The 17,471-nt window shown below is 57.7% G+C and carries 15 protein-coding genes; 8 read left to right on the top strand and 7 right to left on the bottom strand.

Annotated elements, in window-relative coordinates; genetic code table 11:
* Positions 1 to 105: 105 nt before the first annotated feature.
* The 6 genes from Q0C28_RS16880 to Q0C28_RS16855 all read right to left on the bottom strand — a co-directional run bounded on the left by Q0C28_RS16880 (position 106) and on the right by Q0C28_RS16855 (position 6,819).
* On the bottom strand, positions 106 to 1,335 hold the full coding sequence (locus tag Q0C28_RS16880; RefSeq protein ID WP_366934250.1) for an alkaline phosphatase PhoX: 1,230 nt from the start codon (positions 1,333 to 1,335) through the stop codon (positions 106 to 108).
* Between the two features lie 391 nt (positions 1,336 to 1,726).
* Positions 1,727 to 2,788, bottom strand: coding sequence for a hypothetical protein (locus Q0C28_RS16875; RefSeq protein WP_293577534.1), 1,062 nt, complete (start codon positions 2,786 to 2,788; stop codon positions 1,727 to 1,729).
* Positions 2,785 to 3,939: a hypothetical protein gene (locus Q0C28_RS16870; protein ID WP_293577532.1), complete on the bottom strand. Its 1,155-nt coding sequence runs from the start codon at positions 3,937 to 3,939 to the stop codon at positions 2,785 to 2,787. The genes Q0C28_RS16875 and Q0C28_RS16870 overlap by 4 nt, the downstream gene beginning before the upstream one ends.
* Positions 3,936 to 6,053, bottom strand: coding sequence for an ATP-binding cassette domain-containing protein (locus tag Q0C28_RS16865; RefSeq protein ID WP_293577531.1), 2,118 nt, complete (start codon positions 6,051 to 6,053; stop codon positions 3,936 to 3,938). Before Q0C28_RS16865 ends, Q0C28_RS16870 begins: the two co-directional genes overlap by 4 nt.
* A complete protein-coding gene (locus Q0C28_RS16860; protein WP_293577529.1) occupies positions 6,050 to 6,565 on the bottom strand; it encodes a hypothetical protein in 516 nt (171 codons plus the stop codon). Before Q0C28_RS16860 ends, Q0C28_RS16865 begins: the two co-directional genes overlap by 4 nt.
* A gap of 119 nt (positions 6,566 to 6,684) precedes the next feature.
* Positions 6,685 to 6,819, bottom strand: coding sequence for a hypothetical protein (locus Q0C28_RS16855; RefSeq protein ID WP_293577528.1), 135 nt, complete (start codon positions 6,817 to 6,819; stop codon positions 6,685 to 6,687).
* Positions 6,820 to 7,103: 284 nt separating this feature from the next.
* On the opposite strand from Q0C28_RS16855, the gene Q0C28_RS16850 reads away from it, so the two are divergent.
* The 8 genes from Q0C28_RS16850 to Q0C28_RS16815 all read left to right on the top strand — a co-directional run bounded on the left by Q0C28_RS16850 (position 7,104) and on the right by Q0C28_RS16815 (position 16,240).
* Complete coding sequence (locus Q0C28_RS16850; RefSeq protein ID WP_293577526.1) at positions 7,104 to 8,066, top strand: GSCFA domain-containing protein; 963 nt, start codon at positions 7,104 to 7,106, stop codon at positions 8,064 to 8,066.
* A complete protein-coding gene (locus Q0C28_RS16845) occupies positions 8,063 to 10,783 on the top strand; it encodes an NAD(P)-dependent oxidoreductase (RefSeq protein WP_293577525.1) in 2,721 nt (906 codons plus the stop codon). Before Q0C28_RS16850 ends, Q0C28_RS16845 begins: the two co-directional genes overlap by 4 nt.
* Positions 10,784 to 11,917, top strand: coding sequence for a hypothetical protein (locus Q0C28_RS16840; RefSeq protein ID WP_293577524.1), 1,134 nt, complete (start codon positions 10,784 to 10,786; stop codon positions 11,915 to 11,917).
* Positions 11,907 to 12,626, top strand: coding sequence for an HAD family hydrolase (locus tag Q0C28_RS16835; RefSeq protein WP_366934249.1), 720 nt, complete (start codon positions 11,907 to 11,909; stop codon positions 12,624 to 12,626). The genes Q0C28_RS16840 and Q0C28_RS16835 overlap by 11 nt, the downstream gene beginning before the upstream one ends.
* Positions 12,623 to 13,501, top strand: coding sequence for a hypothetical protein (locus tag Q0C28_RS16830; RefSeq protein ID WP_293577522.1), 879 nt, complete (start codon positions 12,623 to 12,625; stop codon positions 13,499 to 13,501). Before Q0C28_RS16835 ends, Q0C28_RS16830 begins: the two co-directional genes overlap by 4 nt.
* Positions 13,498 to 14,313, top strand: coding sequence for a hypothetical protein (locus Q0C28_RS16825; protein ID WP_293577521.1), 816 nt, complete (start codon positions 13,498 to 13,500; stop codon positions 14,311 to 14,313). The genes Q0C28_RS16830 and Q0C28_RS16825 overlap by 4 nt, the downstream gene beginning before the upstream one ends.
* A gap of 13 nt (positions 14,314 to 14,326) precedes the next feature.
* Positions 14,327 to 15,385 (top strand): phosphotransferase, encoded by a 1,059-nt coding sequence (locus Q0C28_RS16820; protein ID WP_293577519.1) that lies wholly within the window; start codon positions 14,327 to 14,329, stop codon positions 15,383 to 15,385.
* Positions 15,386 to 15,568: 183 nt separating this feature from the next.
* Positions 15,569 to 16,240 (top strand): hypothetical protein, encoded by a 672-nt coding sequence (locus Q0C28_RS16815; protein ID WP_293577517.1) that lies wholly within the window; start codon positions 15,569 to 15,571, stop codon positions 16,238 to 16,240.
* A 751-nt stretch (positions 16,241 to 16,991) separates the two neighbouring features.
* Here the strand turns inward: Q0C28_RS16815 and Q0C28_RS16810 are convergent.
* Positions 16,992 to 17,471 (bottom strand): integrase core domain-containing protein (locus Q0C28_RS16810; RefSeq protein ID WP_293577515.1); only part of this gene is annotated, 480 nt, incomplete at its 5' end.

The raw sequence follows: 17,471 nt of genomic DNA, 5'->3' as shown, positions 1-17,471 counted from the left end.
CAAAATCACTCCGGAGCAACTCGACCTCTTCGCAACCCTGAACCTGCCAAAACCGGCCTGACAGCCTGTTGTCGTCACACAAACGCCACTTCCGGGTGAAAAATATCAAATACTTACGCGATTAACTGTCGAACTTGGGATGCCCGTCCCGTCATCGTTAAACTTGGCCACTAAGAGCTGGCCTTCACTCAGAAATGTTGAGGTATCCCCACCGGGAGCATAGATATCTCGGCTCACCCATTTGTACATGTACTCGCCACGCTCATCGTCGCCCATATAAACAACAACCTGACCGTTTGGCGCCAGTACACAAGCTGCGTTTTCATGCTTAAACCGGCCAAGTGCCGTATGTTTGACAGGCGTCGCATCTGGGTTCCACGGATCAATCTCCACGATATAACCCGCCCGGTGCGGCTCATTGGGGTTCTTGGTGATGTCAAAGCGTGTATCGAACCCATGGTAATTATAGCGGCCCGGGTCCACTTTGGTCGACACGCCATAGCGCTTGAACCCGGCCGCATGAATCTCATCCAGAACAACCTCTTCGGTAGTGCCAAAGTAACCGTTGAAATTCTCTTCACAGGTCAGATATGTGCCCCACGGCGTGCGACCTGATCCGCAATTGTTGAAGGTGCCAAGTGATTGCGTCCCAGTTGGATCGGCATCTGTCTTCAAAAGGTCGTGACCCGCTGCTGGGCCATCGATGATCATCGGAGTGCGGTGGTGAATGCGGCGATTATAGTGGCTGTCGACAACCACATCCCAACCGTTCTCGCCTTCTGCAACTTCCATCACGGTGACACCCTGGAAGTTCTGCAGGCGGGTCACATCATCAGCGGAGATGGGTTTGCCTTTCTGTTCGGCTGGCAGGTTGATCTTGCCGTTGACGTGTTCTGAATTCACCAGAAGAAGTTCGGTTCCACGCTTGTGAAACAATTCCATACCATCGGTATTTTCGCCAAAGACACGGTCAGAGCCATTGGTTGGGATACCCGCGCTTGCATCAAACGCAGGTGCGTCGCTGAATAGCGGATCACCCCAACGGACCAACACGTCCCAAATGTAGCCTGGTGGCACATGGACGGTGCCGTCCGTTTGCGGTGCAATCTGATCAAACGCAAAGCGGGATGCCTGCTGAACGCTTGCGAAGGTTCCGTTCAGAAAACCGGCCCCCATGACCGCCGCACCGGACCCAAACGCAAGCGCACCCCCGAGAAAGCCCCGACGCGATACTGCCCGTTCAACTACCAGGTCAAAATCTTGCACATCGCTGCGCGGGAATTTCATCTCGTCTTCGTCATCGAACGACAGGTCATCATAGTTAATTTGAGACATTTTCTACTCCTAATGGACCCCGAAATGGCATTTGAGACGAGCAGCGGACAAACGACATGTTCAAAGCCTGTGCGACAAACAGGTTTCAGTTTTGTAAAAACAAGTTTCCAACGGCCATGCCGTTTTGCGCGAGGTGACCGACAGCGCATCGACTTTGAGACATATTGCCACTCTCGCACCATTCGCAAAGCGGCCTTTCAAGTACAGAAGTTTAACGAAAACAATGTCCTGCATCTTCCCAGTTTAAGCAGCGCGCAGCGAATGGTCTCCATATCGTGTGAAAGAGTTCAAATGCATGGCAATGCATTCCGATGAAACCTACGCACCCTATGTCGCAATGCACCAATCTATGTTCCGGTATCATCAACTCACGGTGAATGTTCATAGACGTCTAGGACGTCATCGGCTCAACAATTGAGCGCGCGGCGCTTTGTGTGGTGCGCAGAAGCCTAGCCTCGATAAGATCCTGCGCGAGAGTTGCACTCGAGCTTTGGATGCGTCCCTGCCCACCCATCACTGATAAAAGCAGCGTGACATGTGGCTCTGGCAGGGCCAGCTCACCGTTGTCGGATTTCACCAACCAGCGCCGGTCGATCTGCCACAGAAAGAGCGGGCCTGCCAGGTGCAGATCCGTGGGCACAGACACCGTGCCGCCGTGGCCGGTCCTATTCACGTCATTCTTGGATGAACTCAAAACGGCGGATTGCAGCGCGTGATGGAACCCGATGGCGCTCTGTACCCAAGGCAGAAGATCAGTCTCGCCAGAAAGGTCGAAAAGATAATGAAAGCGCCTAAAATCAGTCTTGATCTCTGTTGAAATCCCGGTGGCTCTGGCGATGCGGCGGGCCATCCATTTGCGCCGACCATTTGTATCTCCGGTGCGGCAGAGTAGTGCCTCGACCTCTTCACGCAGCATTGCGCGGCAGGCATCCACGGCTAGATCAGCGTCTCCCTTATCCAGCGCGCCACAGAGGTCGTCAAAGAACTTGGCTGCGATGCGCCAATGGCGATCCGCTCGTTTGGCGGCATAGTCGGCCGGGCTGCAAGCAGCCAGTAGCGTTGACCAGAGCGGCGCACCGATTAGCACTTTCGCAGAGGTGAACTTCTCCATTCGCAGAATGTCGTCGCCCTTGGTGAACCAAAATCGCGGGGCGGCACGCAGGTCGCAGATGCGGCGCGCCTCGTCAATTGTGACCACGAGGGTTTCGGTGGGCACACCTTGGAACACCCCGGCCTGGTAGCGGCGTAACGGTGTTTCGACATCCGAATCCGGGCTAATAATGGCGATCAGATCATAGTCAGAATGCGTTGTGGCCCAGCCACACGCCCGGGAGCCGGTAACCGCGCCTGCGAGAAGCTGTGCGCCGAAGATTTCGCGCAGGTAGGCTGCGAGCGCCGTATAGGGCACCGTGTCGGGCGTTACATCTGTTTCCGGCAGCTGCGATTGAGTCATGTCATGACCTCCTGTTGGGGTCGCGCTGTGGCGCTGTCTGGCGTCTCATAGCTGCCAAAAAAGGCATCGAGCAGTGACGGTGTCATCGCAACCACACCAGTTGGAGCAAGTCCGGTAGCTACGATGGCTTCATCCAATGAGGCAAATGCGGGCAGCGACATGCGCCGCAACATACCTCCCGCCGCTTCGAGATCTGGGCTGTCCGGGGGCAAGCATAGGACATGTTGCGCCATGTCCAGAGCCGGCAATAAGACACCTCGGATATTCTGATAGTGCGCCGCCTTTTGAGTGTAGGCGCGAATGAACCCGTCGCACGGCGCACGGGCATCAGCCACCGCGCGAACACTCTCGAGCGCGTTTGGAAAGGTGATACGGGCCTGCGCAAGCAGAGTATCAAAGCTCCTATCCTCTGTCTCTCTCGCGCGTTGTGCCAGCGCGGCATAGGCGTTGCCATGTGCAAGCGTTTCTGCCAGCCAGATGTGTTGGGCTAGTGTCACGCTGGCGGTGTAGGATGTGTCATGGGGCGAAGGTGAGCCATCATGGCCGGCTTGCATGGCGCTGATCACTTCGATCATCAGATGGCGTGGCCCGGCGCAGACCTCTTTGCGGCCAATTAGCTGGCCCGAGGCTTCGGCATGATCGGCAATTGCAGCGGGAGTGGCATCAGCGGGCACAAGCCGGGCCTGCATCACCGCGCCAAGGCAGCCTTCGTAAACGCCATGGCCAAGCTTGGCCGCTGTGGCTTCCACCCTGTTGGGTGGCTTTGCTGTGGCCGTGGCAAGCATGATTGGTTTGGGCGCGTGATAGGCTGCATGACTGACCCGAAGCGTCAGATGCAGCGGATCCATCGGGCCAAAGCACGCGGCAACCGCATGGGACAGCCCTCTGAGATAAGACAGTACCTGGTGACGGCTAGCCATGAATTGTTGCAACGCGCCCACATTCATGGGCCGTTCATGGCTTCGACGCTGACCAGGGTAACGGCAGGTGCGGTAGTTCTTCGTCTCGAGCTGCCATCGCAACGACCGCCCTTCAAGAAGCGGACGACCATCGTCGCCAAGCGCCTCCATCGGAGGAAAATATCGAAACACCCCGCAGGTGAGAACGGTCTCGAGTGGGATTTGGTAGGGTGGGCAAATGGGTAGCATCATGGGGTCTCTTGCACAAGAGATCGCAGGCCGGGATCAACCCGATAGTGACGGTTGGCCTGAGCGATGGTCGTCGCGCGGTGGGCGGTCATCAGGATGGATTTGTTCAAGGCGCGGAGATTGTCGAAGATCTTTTCTTCGGTGGTCTCGTCGAGATTGCCTGTGAACTCGTCCAGCACCAGCACATCGGCACCCTGGTAAAGAGCACGGGCCAGAAAGAGTCGCTGGCGTTCGCCCGCCGACAGGGTATTGCCGTTGCCTGATACAGGCGTGTAGAGTCCACCGCGCGTCTTACTGATGAACCCGGTGGCGCAGGCCTGGTCGCAGACCTCACGGACGCGGACCATGTTGGGATGCGAGGCGAAACCGGTGATGTTTTGCAGCAAGGTGCCGCTGAAGAGCTGGTCTTCCTGCATAACTGTGCTGACACGGCGCGTGAGGGTGCGGCGCGAATAGCTTTGCAAAGGCTGATCATACCAGTCGATCGTGCCGCGTTCAGGGCTGTAGAGCCCCAAGATCAGCTTGAGCAGCGTGCTTTTCCCAGTACCCGATGGGCCGGTAATCACAACAATTTCAGACTGATATAGCGTAATTTCGACCCGTTTCAAAACTCGTTTCTGATCGGCCTCGTAGCGAAAACCCACGTCATTGAGGCGTAGCACGGGAGCGTCCGTGGTCGGCCGATGCGTCACGGGAATGGCGTTTTGACCCTGACGGGTATCGTCAAAATCCGACAACGGGTCCTGCGGTTCAAGCGCTAGCGCGCTGAGATCGCGCAGGTAGAGCCCGATATCCCAAAGCCGCCCAACCTTTTGAGTGAAACCCGCCAGCATCACTGTGACCAGCAATAGATAAAAGGTTAGCCCAAAAAAACCACTTATGGTGACGGCACCCTGAAGATAGGCGACGCAGCCTAACCCAACCATGGAGAAGCGGGTGACCGAGAGCAGGACCTCACCCAGCGTATCGGCAGCCCCGTCGAGTCTGCGCAAGGCTGAGGTACTGTCTGAGGCTCGTTCGTAACTGATCTGCCAAATCATGTCGCGCACAGCTTCGAGCCCGCTGGTTTTGATAAGCTGGATGTTTCGCAGGTTTTCCCGCAGGGTCGTGCCTTCGTTGGCGTTGATTAGCAAAGATTGACGTAGCGGGCGCTGCCTGCGGCGCAGAAGCGTTAGTATGCTCACCATGTAAAGCACCACAAGTGTCAGGAGGCTCGCGCCCACCATCGGATTGAGCACAGAGCACAGTACCACCAAGACCGACAGGGTGGAAAGTTCGACCACCGCATCAATGCAGCCGTCCGATACCAGTCCTCGCACTGCGCGTAGTGCGGCAAAATACTGGGTGATCGTGCCGGTGGACTTGCGCTGAAAGAAGCGAAAATCCAGCCGTAGGAGCAACCGGTTGAGATAGCGGGACAAGACATAGTCAACATCGCTGACTAACCGGTCGGTGAGTGTGCGTCTCATGGATTTGAAGAGTGCCACGCAGGCTACCGCCAAAGCCGCGACCCCCAACGCAGGCAGCAGCATCGTGGCGTTGCGCGGCCAGAGGACAAATTCCATCACGAACTTGATGAACAGAGGAAACAGGAACAACCCCAGCTGTCCGCCAAGCGCTACCACCGCGATCAGCGCCATCTGTCGCCACGCTCCGGGAATCGAGGTTAGGATGGACAGCAGCGATAGCTTGTCGAGGCGACCCAGATCAGGACTGGCCACGCGCGCGTCGAATTCCAGTGCGACACCGGTAAAGCGCGCTGACATCTCGGCCCTCCCTAGCACATAGCGGCCAACGGCGGGGTCGCGCACGTGAAAGCTCTTACCATTTACGTGTGTCAAAACAACGAAATGATACATCCCGAAATGCAGAATCGCAGGCAGTTTAAGCTTGGACAGATCATCAAGATCCACGCGAACTGCTCGGCCACAGAGCCCGAGTTCACGTGAAATCATGAGCAGGTCAAGAAGGTTCGTGCCGTCCGCTGGCGTCGGAAATCGAGCCTTCAGAATGGCAAGGTCTACAGACTTGCCCTGCAGAGCCGAAACGATTGCCAAACTGGCAATGCCACAATCGGCGCGATCTTCCTGCAGGATATCCCTTGAAAAGATATTCACGAATTAGCACCGATCAGAATGTCCAAAAGTCTCAGCCTTTCTAGAGAAATAAGCAACTTTTCACCTACAATATAATTCCCGCCTGATTGGAAGTTATTCGCCGATGGGTTTAAAACTAAGCGCGGCCTATCTCCGCGCCAATCCACACTCTCAACACTGGCAGATAAATTCGGCTCTTGTAGGGCTGCAAGCAATGTTGCACCCGACCGGACAGTGACATCGCCGCGACGTTCGGCATGGCGCGCAATCTGTGGTGAGACTTCAAAATGCACGCTGTCACCTTCTACACTCAGCGTACCTTCAATCAGAACACGCTTTTCGATGGGCACAAGAAACAGTACCACGACTGCGGCGAAGACCAGAACGGAGAACACGGAGACAAGAGAACCCGACGCGGATCGTTTACGGACCGCTCTTTGTAGGAACGTCGCTTCATTCACCGCAACAAGTGCAGACTGCCGAAACAAATAATGTGCCTGACCGCCTTGAAATTTCGTTTCTATTTCAGCCATCTAAAGTCATACTCTTTTGTTTTGTCAGCTGCGTGACATCAAAGTTCAAAGACCAGACAACCGCAAAAAATATTTTGATTAGCCCCCCCCAGCCACGGCCAGGGGGGGCGCCACGCTGCTTAGCACACGCCGCAGCCGCCGCCTGTACCGCCTGTTGACGACGAGCCGCGGCCGCCGGAAACCATCAACATCTCCTCTTTGGTCAGCTCACGAATGGCGGGTTGCTCAGCGACTTTCTTGTTTTCCTTAGTCATGTCTAAGTCTCCTTTGTTTGACATGTGTACCGGTTGTCGACGACCGTAGTCGCCACAACCAAATCAGTAAGGGTCATTGGCTTCTTTGTTCAACTCAAAAATCACCTTAGGGAAGAATTTTTTCTTTATTGTATTGTTTTGGGTTGTTAAAAATTTTGTCGATGATAGTGAATAGCTTCACAAAGAAATTATCCTTGCCATGGATCTGGAAGTTTTGAGCCATGATTTTTTATTACCCTGTTCGAGAATGACATGGTTTGCGCGCGAAGTAAGGACTTTACCCATTGACACATAGAAACCTGATTGAGCACGACTCGCCACCCTCAGATGGATCACGCACGCGGCTTGTAGAGTTCACTGGGCGCGGATGGATCAGTAATCATGAAGCAGATTGGGACCTGCCAGATGCCCGCCCTCTAATCACGCCGCGGTCGCATGTTTTTACCATAGGTAGCTGCTTTGCTCGAAGTGTGGCGGCTCATCTGTCAAAGCGCGGTGTGAAATGTGAATTCAGCGACGCGCTTGGCCTGCATTACAATCCTGGGACGATTCTTCGCGAGATGCGGCTAGCCGCAGGAGAACAGATGAGCGGGCATCTTTGGACGCTTGAACGACGCGGCCAGCGTCGTTTTGTGGACCCCTATCGCAACAAGGTCTGGTCATCCGACGAAACCGAAATTCGGGAGATGCAAGACAAAATTGTTGCGCGTAACAAGACTCGCTTTGCTCTAGCCGATGTTTTTATCGTGACGTTGGGGCTAAGCGAGATCTGTGAGGAGCGGATTGGCGAGCAGTGGTCTATCGTCAACCGCGTGCCGGTGCGTGGGCTTGTAGGCACGCATGACTTTCGCAGCCGAGTGCTGCCGACATCGGAAGTGGTATCGCTGATAGGCGGGATCATCGCCACGATCCGCAGTGCCAAATCGGCTGAGACTGCGATTTTGTTTACTGTCTCACCAGTTCCGCTAAAGACAAGCTTGCAACCGCGTGATCCGCGGGTATCAAACGCCCTGTCGAAAGCGCGGCTGTTAAGCGGACTGCACGAATGCCTTGAAGCTCTTGGCGATCCGTACTGCCACTACTTTCCAAGCTTTGAATATTTCAACGGCCCCAACCAGCCAAAAATGTTCCTACCTGATGGCCGTCATGTACGCGATGCGGCGGTGGATGGCGTGATGCACCATTTCTTGGCCGCCTATTGCGCGCCGGAATTGTCCGCGCCGGGTGCAGAAGGGCTGAAGTCATGAAGCAGGAGCAGCAAACGCAACATTCCGTTGGAGATGCTGAGTGGTTTTCACTGCACGGCAACATAGATCCGGACATGGTAATGCCAATGATGAGCACCGCCGCGGCGGTGCTTGATCTTGAGCTACGTCAGACCGGGGCGGGGCGAGCCGAACTGCTCCGCGACAACCGCACACCGCTGGCGCTTGCTTGGCGCGAAACGCCCCTGCCTGCACGGATGATGCAGCGCCACCTTGCGCAGGAGGCGCGGTATTGCGAGATTTTCGTGGCCGGGCAGCGTGCGAAGCTAGACAGCGGCGCGGCGCAGTTCGTCACCCAGTTGTCGCGCCTGATCGAAAGTTACAGTGCCGATGAGCTGAACGAAATCCTGCGATCTCTGCCGTTATTGCAGCAATTTGCCGGGAATTTGCGCGGCGCGTTCGAGGGCTGGTCGATCATTTTCCGCGATCATTTTCTTGAGGATACACTGGGGCTGGCGTTGACGCTGCTACGATGTGATCTGCCGCCTGATCAGTTATTGGTGCTGGCCAAGGGTGATCGCACGCAGAATCGCCATCGGGTGCAGGCGACGATCGAGCGCCAGGGCGTGGAAACCGGTGTTCTGGACAATTCTGTGATTGACGGTACAGGCGGCGATCCGACGCTTCTGGCACAGGCCGAGGCGCGGATAGAGGCCTTTATCCGGCAGGCGCATGCCAAGGGGCGCCGGGTCATGGTGATCGACGACGGCGGGCTGATCGGATGGTTTGCCAAGCGCGCAGATGCCGGGCTGCGCATTGACGCTGCGGTAGAGCTAACGGTGGCAGGCCTCAAGCGGATCGCCGCACTCGGTGAAATCAACTTGCCAGTGTTCAACTTGGCGCAATCCGATCTCAAGCATCAATTGGGATATCACGAGATTGCCGACGCCTGTATAGGCCGAATTCGTGAGATACTCCCCGGCTATAAGCTGCGCGGGCGCGCGGTGCTGTTGCTGGGTTACGGCATGCTGGGCGAGCGGCTAGCGCAACGACTGCGTGATGCGGGGGCACATGTGAGCGTCGTTGACCCGGATATGCTGCGCCTGATCATCGCGGCAGAGGCGGGCTATACCACCTATCGCAGCGCCCGGGCTGCCTTGCGCGACAGCAAGAGTTTTTTGATCTGTGGCACTTCGGGTGATATGGCGCTGACCGAGGCTGATCTTGACGCTCTACCCGACGGCGTATTCCTGGCGCCGTTCGCGACGCGCGATTTCAGCGTGCTGCGCCGGGTGAGCCATATGCGCAAGGTGCGCGAGTTACCTTTCACGGGTCTGCTCTATCAACTGGACGAGACGCGAACAGTTACCCTGCTCGGCGATGGGCGGTCGCTCAACCTGTTCGAGGGATTCAGCATTCCCAATGAATGCTACGACATTTTCAAGGCCGGCGCCTTGCTTGCCACGGCCGAGCTTTGCACCAGTTTCGAAAGATTTGATCCTGGTGTGCATATCGCGCCGGTCAACGAGGTCATCACGCGGTCCGGATTGTTCGAAGCCTATTACGACCGCTACCTATCGCGCTCCGGCGGCTTGCCCGCGCCGGATGCATCGCCGCAAGAGACATTCGTTTCGGCCTTGCATGGGGCGAATGTTGCTGTGGTGGGCTATGGTGTTGCGGGACGGTTGCACGCGCGCATCCTCAAGGAATTCGGGGCAAACGTCTGTATCGTGGATCCAAGGTTTCAGAATCTGCCCGATACCTATCAGGTCGAAAATATCCCCGAGCTGGTGGCCAGCCTTGGCGATATGGTGAAGATCTGGACCGTCAGTTGCCCCACCCATGAGCATCTCAACTCGGTGAGTCAAATCCTTCAGGTGGCGCCAACAGCTCGTATCCTGTTGGAAAAGCCGGCCTGCCAGGCCCATGAGATCGAACTGTTTCGTGAACTACTTGACTCGCATCCGCAGGCGCGTGTCGTGATCGTCGACCAGTATCGTCATTTCGCTGTGATTGATCGATTTCGAGAGATCGCCGAGGCGTATTTTGGCGACCGCGGGGCCGATCAGATCGAGATCCGCTTCCATAAGGACCGGAGAGATCAGATCGATACCGGCCGTTTCATCGACCATTCCTATGGGGTGCTGGGATACGAATGGCTGCACATGCTCACCATTCTCGAACGGATTCTCGGGCCGGATTTTGACAACTACCGCGCCCAGGGGGTGAGGCGCTCGGAATTTACGGTCAAACAGCATCCCCATCTGATCAATTCCGCTGTGCATGAAACAACGTTTCTACAACGTGGCGTCACAGACATGAAAATTTCGCTGAGCTCAGACATCCTGCGCCCGCTGGACAATGCGCAGCTGGGGCCAGTGCCGGCTGATCCCGACGCGATCGGGCCCTGGCGCAAGGGGTTACGCGGCCTCGATGCACGCGAGAGGGTTTGCATTTTGCGCCGCGGAGCGGTCGAGGTGACGCTCTATCTTGATCCGGTCACGGCGCAGGAGGGCTGGCAATTGCCACGCAATCATCACCGGATCATTGCGACCCGCGAGGGTGTGGTGATCAGCGACCATATTTTCGCGGAATCGCCAATGCACAATGCACTGAAATCCGCAATCGACAGGTTGGCAAGCACTGACGACATGCCGGTGCCGGACACTCGGTCACTGCAACGAATCTCGGAAATTGCGGGCGCATTACGCGCAGGGGCGCACGACACGCTTCACAACGTGTGCTGGAGCGCGGAATAAATGTCACAGATGCCTGCCACCACAACTCTCGCCCCGCAGCGTAAACTGGCTGACCAGCCCGCCGCTTGGCTGATTGGGCTTGCTGGGGTGGAGGCCCCCGTAATCCGGATCGAAAGCGACACCCGTCCACTGGAGGCCTCAGTGCTCAATCTGCCGCCACCTTTCACTCGTTTGCCCTCGGATGCTCCTTTGGATTGGCAGGAGGACTGGACCATCGAAAGCAGCCTCGGCCCACTCGAGTCGCAATGGCCTGATGCGAATAGGTCGTTGGGCGTGTTCCGCCCCGGTTCATCCGAGCCGTTTTGCTGGACGTTCGAGACGCTGAGCGCGGAGGAATGTGTGCTCTGGCTTGAAGACGAACGTGCCGGCGCGCGCGCATTCATGCATGTGGACCTGCGCCGTCGCCGTATTCTTTTGCGTGAGGACAAGGCCCAGAGCCGCTGGCTGAGCCGGATGGTGCGCAATATCCACGCGGCCTATCTCGTTCATACCGGCTGGCAGCCGTTACATGCCTGCGCCTTTCCGGCAGGCGGGCGGATTGTTGTCTGCATCGGTCAGCGCGGCGCGGGCAAATCGACGCTCTCTTACCTTGCAGCGCAGCGCGCAGGCGGATTCTTTGCCGATGACATGGTACTGATTCGCCCCACAGATGACGGGGAATGTAAAGTGCTGGGCTGGCCTGGGCGTTTGGCTGTGCGGCGCAAGGTTCTAGAACAGACTCTTGGCGCGGCGCACACCAAGGATATTGAGCCAAGGCTCAGGCGTGGATTGGCGCAGAGCCATGGGCATCCGCGTGGCGACCGGTTTGCCTTTGATCACGACGAAATTGCCCCGCTTCTCGGGATCGACTACGTGACTATGCGCAAGGCGCCGTTGCGCATAGCGCGGATAGAGGCCCATGCGGGCTACCCGGAGCTGTCGCCTTGGACCCTGGGCGGGTTGCATACGGAAGATCTGTCGCATGGACGGGACCGGCGGCATTTCACTGATCTGGTTGGATTTTATCGCGGTACACCTAGCGCTGTCGAGCACGACAGTCTGATCAAGAGTATCCAGGCCGAGGTCAGCCGGATGCAGATGCCCTTCGATCTGACCGAACATTTCGACAACCTATGGCAGCACCTTGTTGGATAGGCGTGCATTCATACCTGCAATCACAGAGGCGCGCAGCATCGCCTTTGATTACGGCGGCACGCTGGTGCATTCCACGCCCGCACCGCCCCCCTGTCTGATCGCGGAGATCTGTGCTCAGGAGGTGAATAGCACTTTGCCTCGGGATTTTGGTACAAGACTGGCGCGCGGAATGGAGCGCGCAGCCGAGATCTACCGCACCGGTAGCGGGGACAAGTCGTTGGTGCGGGTGGTTGCCGAGGCCGCCGGGCCGAACACAATGAGCACCCTGCAGATTTCTGCCTGTCTCGCGCGGGCTTGGGACACACAATCGGCCGAGCGGCTCTTGCCCGGGGTAGCAGGGGCGTTGGGTGCTTTGTCCAGTGCAGGTTTCCGACTGGTTCTTGCGAGCAATACGCGGCGCAGCGCCGAGGCGCGTGGCGAGGCGCTTGAACGGCTGGGAATCGCGCCGTTGTTTTCAGACATTGTCGTGTCTAGTGCGGTTGGCAGCGCCAAGCCAGAACTCGCCTTTTTCGATGCCGTGCAGCAGGCCGCGCTGGCTGCGCCCACAGTATTTGTTGGCGATTCCTTTCGGCGCGACGTGTTGGGCGCTTTGCGGGCGGGCATGGCTGCAATCTGGGTTGCACCAACGTCAAAGCCACAACTGCGGCGCTGTATCGGCATTTCCGATGGGGTCGCACGTCTGCCAGAGATGTTGGGGGTGGCGACATGAGCCTGCGAGAAGAGTGCCAAGGCCGCGTGCGTTTCGAAAATGGCGCGGTTACGGTTACGGGCCCGCCGCGCGGACCTGTAACCTGCCAGGCGATTGCCAGCATCATTAGCCCAGGAACAGAACTGCGCATTTTAAAAGGCACCCCCGAGAGCGGGCTGCACACACCCGGCTATATGACACTGCGGCGTGGTCCGGATGGGCGGGCCCGTCTTGATCCCGTGCCCCATGGCGCGACCTTTCCAACAGGTCGGTCCCGGTGGCTAAACGTCCCGGAGGGCGCACCTCTGCACATGATTGCTGCGGCGCGGTTTCAACTGATGGCGGCTACGACATTACAGCAAGCGGGCTTTAACGCCGCGCATGAGGCCGTGGTGCTCGGGTCGGGGCCCGTGGCCGTGGGCTGTGTTCTAGAGCTTATGCGGCGCGGTCTTGACCAAATCATCGTTGTGACGGCACGTGCCGATAGCGTTTTGCTCACCTTGGGCGCGGTGACACTTGTCCCGCCCGACGACATGCATCCTTCGCCTTGCGTGATTGATTGTACCGGCGCACCGGACCGGGCCGTGGCGGCAACCGAACGCGGCGGTTGGCTGGGTCTGTTGGGTACTCCTGCGCCGGATGCCCGGGTTGATGCGCTGGAACTGCACCGTCGTGGGTTGCGTGTTTTTGGATTGCACGAGCTGGGCCCGCCGCCATCGGAATACAGGGCGATGTTTGACACGGTATTAGCCTGGCACAAGGCGCAGGACTGGCATGATCTTTTGGCTACTTGGTGCCGTGTCTTGCCAGGCGAGCAAGCGCCCACGCTATACCGAGGGATAATGATGCGGGAGGATTTACCGCCGTTCTTGTGCCTGGATTGGACAGCAACATGACCGATCAGGTCCCCTTTTCGGCGATGCCGCAAGCGCTCGGGTTTTACAGCATCGGGCTGCGGCCCGTTGCGCCCCGTACGCTTGAGCGCTTCTTGCACGAAAATGACGTGCCAGCGCTTGATCTGCGGGCTGGCATACGAGGCTTTGGCCTGCTTGACCGACCAGTGGCAGAGAGCCGTGCGCTACTGCGTCGCCTGCATAGAAAAGCGCCCTTGCGGATGATTGCGAGTGACGTCGATCTGGGCGATATCTTTGCGCCGGAACGCCACGACGAGGCCCGCGACAGCATCCTTGCGCTGGATGCGCTGCTCAGCGATGTGCCGCAGTGCCCGATCCGACTGTTGGGCCGGTATGTGCCGCAACCCGCCGAGATCGAGTGTTTGCAAGAGCGGATTGCATTTTGGCCAAGGCGCGGCCTGTTGTTGGAATTGCATGATCCGGATTGGTTTCACCCCAACCGGGCCGCGCCATGGCGTTTATGTGCGGCCTGGCCAGAACTGCGGGTGCTGCTCGACAGTGATCAAATCGCCCAAGCGATGGCGCGCCATGGTACCTCCCCGGTGGCGGCCAGCCTTGCCGAGATGCGCGAACATGTTGGTATGGTGCATCTGTGTGATCCGGGCGACGGGCTGGACCAGAACGCCACCAACATGATCGCGCAGATCATTTTTTCCCAGAAACAGTCCGGCCTGCCGGTGCCGGTGGGGTTCGAGTTCACCGGCCTGCACCGAACGATTGTGCACAGCGCGAGGGCCTATGCCAACGCACGCGCACATTGGCAGAGCCTCTTAGCGGTGATACATTTTGCCTGATTGGAAAGCCCCCATGACCCAAACAGATCACATCCCTCGCGCGCCCGATGAGGCCGCCGTTCTTGCCCTGTTGAGCGATGCCGGCGGTATCTCTCCCTTTCAGGTCGAGCGGATCCCCCATGGCCAGGGCACGGTTAATTACCGGGTCGACACCCGCACTGGGCGATTTTTCGTCAAAAGTTATTTTCCGGGAGCCGATCTGGTCGCCGAGAACGCTGCCATCGCGCTGAGTGAGCGCGCGCGGCAGGCAGGGATCGCGACGGCACGGCCAGTATGTTTTGGCACCGGGCGGTTTGTTGTACAAAATGAGGATACCGCGATCTCGGTCTGGTACTGGGTGGACGGGCAGATGCGCACCCAAGGGCTTGGCCCATCGGCATTGCACGACATCGGCAATGTTCTCGGGCAATTGCACAAAGCGTTGCACGGCCAGGCCAACAGCCGCGCGTGCGCCGACAAGACAGACCGTTTTCTCGCAACACGTCCGGCCACTATTCACGATCAGATCGACCGCATCGAGGCGGCCGTTCAGTCCCGGATCGGCAAGATTGGTGGCACAGATTTTGATCATGTAGCAGTCCGCGCGCTTGCGGAACGCCGGGCGCAATTGGAACGGCTGCCTGGCCTCATGCAAAGCCTGCCGGCGCTATCTTCGCAGTTAGTGCATGGCGATTACACGACGCTCAACCTCTTGTTCGAACAGGACCGCGTTTGCGCCGTGCTCGACTTTCGCCCTCCCGAGCCATTTTTGGTGTCATGGGAGCTAGGGCGCATTGCTTTCAACCCCGACCTTATCGCCGCCGGTGGCGATTGGCTAACGCCTGCGAAATGCGTGATTAAGGGTTATCTGGACGCTGATGTCGGACTGGCACGCGAAGATATCCTGTTTTGCGGGCGCGTGGCGCTGATCCAGTTGCTGAAAAGCCTATACGGGATCAAGCAACATTACATCGCACCCGCGCCGTTGCAGGATGACCTGGATCGGTTCTGGGCAGATCGGCATCTGAGCGTAAACCGGATGTTGGCGCAGCTGGACGAGATTGACGCCATGCTGATTTCAGTCACGCGCTAGGCTGGGGAAGAAATGGTCGATCAGCCAACATACTTTTCCGTCGGCAACCTAGTGGGGGTCATTCCAGCCCCGCCACTCAGCGCAGCGGAGCGGCACGAATTACACCAGCGTGTGCCTGGGTTGCGATTTGAAACCGCGCCCGCCCGGACATCTGCCCGATTGGAACGGAGTACTGGGATACAGTTGGGCAGCAGCACTATCGCACGGCCTGCGCCTGGTGCACCCCGCGCCCTGCGTCGCGCCGTCAACGCCGCCTTGACGCTCGAGTCGTTGCGCGATGATACGGTGATGCTGCATGGGGTTGTTGTCGCGCGTGGTGTTGAGGCGCTTGTGATCCTTGGGGATTACAATGCGGGCAAAACGCGATTGGCGCTGGCGCTGACCGAACACGGGTTTGGAGGGTTGGCGGGTGATCTGGCTCTGATCACGGCGCAGGCATCGGTGTCGGGTGGCACACGGGCTGTCTTGTCCAAATGGCCGGTGGATGCGGTAGGGCACACACTGCCGCGCTCGGATCTTGGCTTGCCGAACGGCGCGGTGCGCTGGCAGGCCGCGCAATGCCCCGGCGGTCCCTACCCCGGCTGCAATATCACGCGAATGGTGCAACTGTTGCCAAAGAACGCACAGACGATCCCACCTTCCGTCGACCCGGTGGACGCACTGCGCGCCGCCGTTCAGCGCGCTCGCGCCCGCGCTATCGAAGATGCCGATTGGCATGCGATGCAACAGCACCGTCCCGACATCGTGACAACGCAGGATCGACTGATCCGGGTGCTTGCAGCCCGCTTACCAATGAGTGTCATTGCCGCAGATTTCCCGAGTTGCATCGTGCAGACGTTAGCGTTTGTGAATTGATCCCAGCATCAGAACCACAGGCGCAGCGAAAGCTCACTTGGTCCGGGTAGTGTTGAAAAAGTCTGTTGATTGGTTGGTCTGGCGCTGGTTGGGGTCGATTCCGGCTGAGTGCAGAATAGGCACAACTGGCCCGAAGCTGCATATTTGGACGTTATCGGGAACACAATAAGAACGCACGATTTAGCAGCCACTCGATATGCCGTTCTCAAATTGGGAAGAAGCGGACAAAGCGCCCTTTCACTGCGGGTGCGCCAATGGCTGCACTCCGAAAATTGGGGCGGTCAAAAACAGTGGTTTGTGTCCTAACCGCAATTCATTGCTGAAACTGCGCTGCTACTGCAATGCGTTCGGCATCCTGAGCGCATACGCATCGTGCTGTAGCCCTGTTTCCCTCGCAAAAGCAGCATGCTTTTGCGCATGATCGAGGCTGGTGTTGGCGATACTAGCCACTACCCAGTAAGGGCTGCCGATATAAGGCAAGTATACGTCCAACTTCACCTGATCATCTCGTGAATTTAAATCTAACAAGTGTTTGAAGGCCCCTTTGCTGGTTCGGAAGGAACCTACAACAGAGAAATAATCGCCAGCTGGAGGCTCAATCTCATCCGGATTAGTGCCGCCACCGTTCCCGGAAACCCCATTCGCTATGGCTTTGATGTCGGGTACTTCAGTTATGTTGTCCGTCGTCAGGAGTTTTGGGCCAGTTGGCAGTCTGACCTAAGAGAGGATCTGGCTCATCCGGTTCGCATGATTATGCGGCGGATTTGCGGTGAAGCAAGCGCCGCGTTTCGATTGTCTTTTGTTTGATCCTTTCTCGTTGTCTCAGAATGGTCTGGCCTCGTCCGAAGTAGACGTCAGCGGGCGTGAGGTTTTGCAGGCTCTCGTGATAGCGACGGTGATTGTAATGCTCGACGAAGGCGTCAATCTGCTGCGTGAGATCGCCAGGCAGATAGTAGTTTTCCAACAAGATGCGGTTCTTGAGGGTCTGATGCCAGCGCTCGATCTTGCCTTGGGTTTGCGGATGATATGGCGCGCCACGCACGTGATCCATTTGCTGATCTTCCAGCCAATCAGCCAACTCTCCTGAAATGTATACCGCACTCACCCCAAAACCCGAAATTTTTCGTGTGTTATGACCCTGAAGTTGTCTGAGACCTGATCTCGGAATGTTTTCCACTCTTTGGGGATGGTTTCGCGGAAGAATCTCAGGATCGCATCGGCGAATTGCTTT

The organism is Phaeobacter sp., assembly GCF_022825805.1.
Taxonomy (GTDB): Bacteria; Pseudomonadota; Alphaproteobacteria; order Rhodobacterales; family Rhodobacteraceae; genus Phaeobacter.
Note: the sequence above shows the minus strand (reverse complement) of the source record. Positions and strands in the feature narration are given on the sequence as shown.

What these genes read in the sequence shown, in the direction of transcription:
- Q0C28_RS16880 (WP_366934250.1), bottom strand. Translation starts at nt 1,335, where the DNA reads ATGTCTCAAATTAACTATGATGACCTGTCGTTCGATGACGAAGACGAG.
- Q0C28_RS16875 (WP_293577534.1), bottom strand. Translation starts at nt 2,788, where the DNA reads ATGACTCAATCGCAGCTGCCGGAAACAGATGTAACGCCCGACACGGTG.
- Q0C28_RS16870 (WP_293577532.1), bottom strand. Translation starts at nt 3,939, where the DNA reads ATGATGCTACCCATTTGCCCACCCTACCAAATCCCACTCGAGACCGTT.
- Q0C28_RS16860 (WP_293577529.1), bottom strand. Translation starts at nt 6,565, where the DNA reads ATGGCTGAAATAGAAACGAAATTTCAAGGCGGTCAGGCACATTATTTG.
- Q0C28_RS16855 (WP_293577528.1), bottom strand. Translation starts at nt 6,819, where the DNA reads ATGACTAAGGAAAACAAGAAAGTCGCTGAGCAACCCGCCATTCGTGAG.
- Q0C28_RS16845 (WP_293577525.1), top strand. Translation starts at nt 8,063, where the DNA reads ATGAAGCAGGAGCAGCAAACGCAACATTCCGTTGGAGATGCTGAGTGG.
- Q0C28_RS16840 (WP_293577524.1), top strand. Translation starts at nt 10,784, where the DNA reads ATGTCACAGATGCCTGCCACCACAACTCTCGCCCCGCAGCGTAAACTG.
- Q0C28_RS16830 (WP_293577522.1), top strand. Translation starts at nt 12,623, where the DNA reads ATGAGCCTGCGAGAAGAGTGCCAAGGCCGCGTGCGTTTCGAAAATGGC.
- Q0C28_RS16825 (WP_293577521.1), top strand. Translation starts at nt 13,498, where the DNA reads ATGACCGATCAGGTCCCCTTTTCGGCGATGCCGCAAGCGCTCGGGTTT.
- Q0C28_RS16820 (WP_293577519.1), top strand. Translation starts at nt 14,327, where the DNA reads ATGACCCAAACAGATCACATCCCTCGCGCGCCCGATGAGGCCGCCGTT.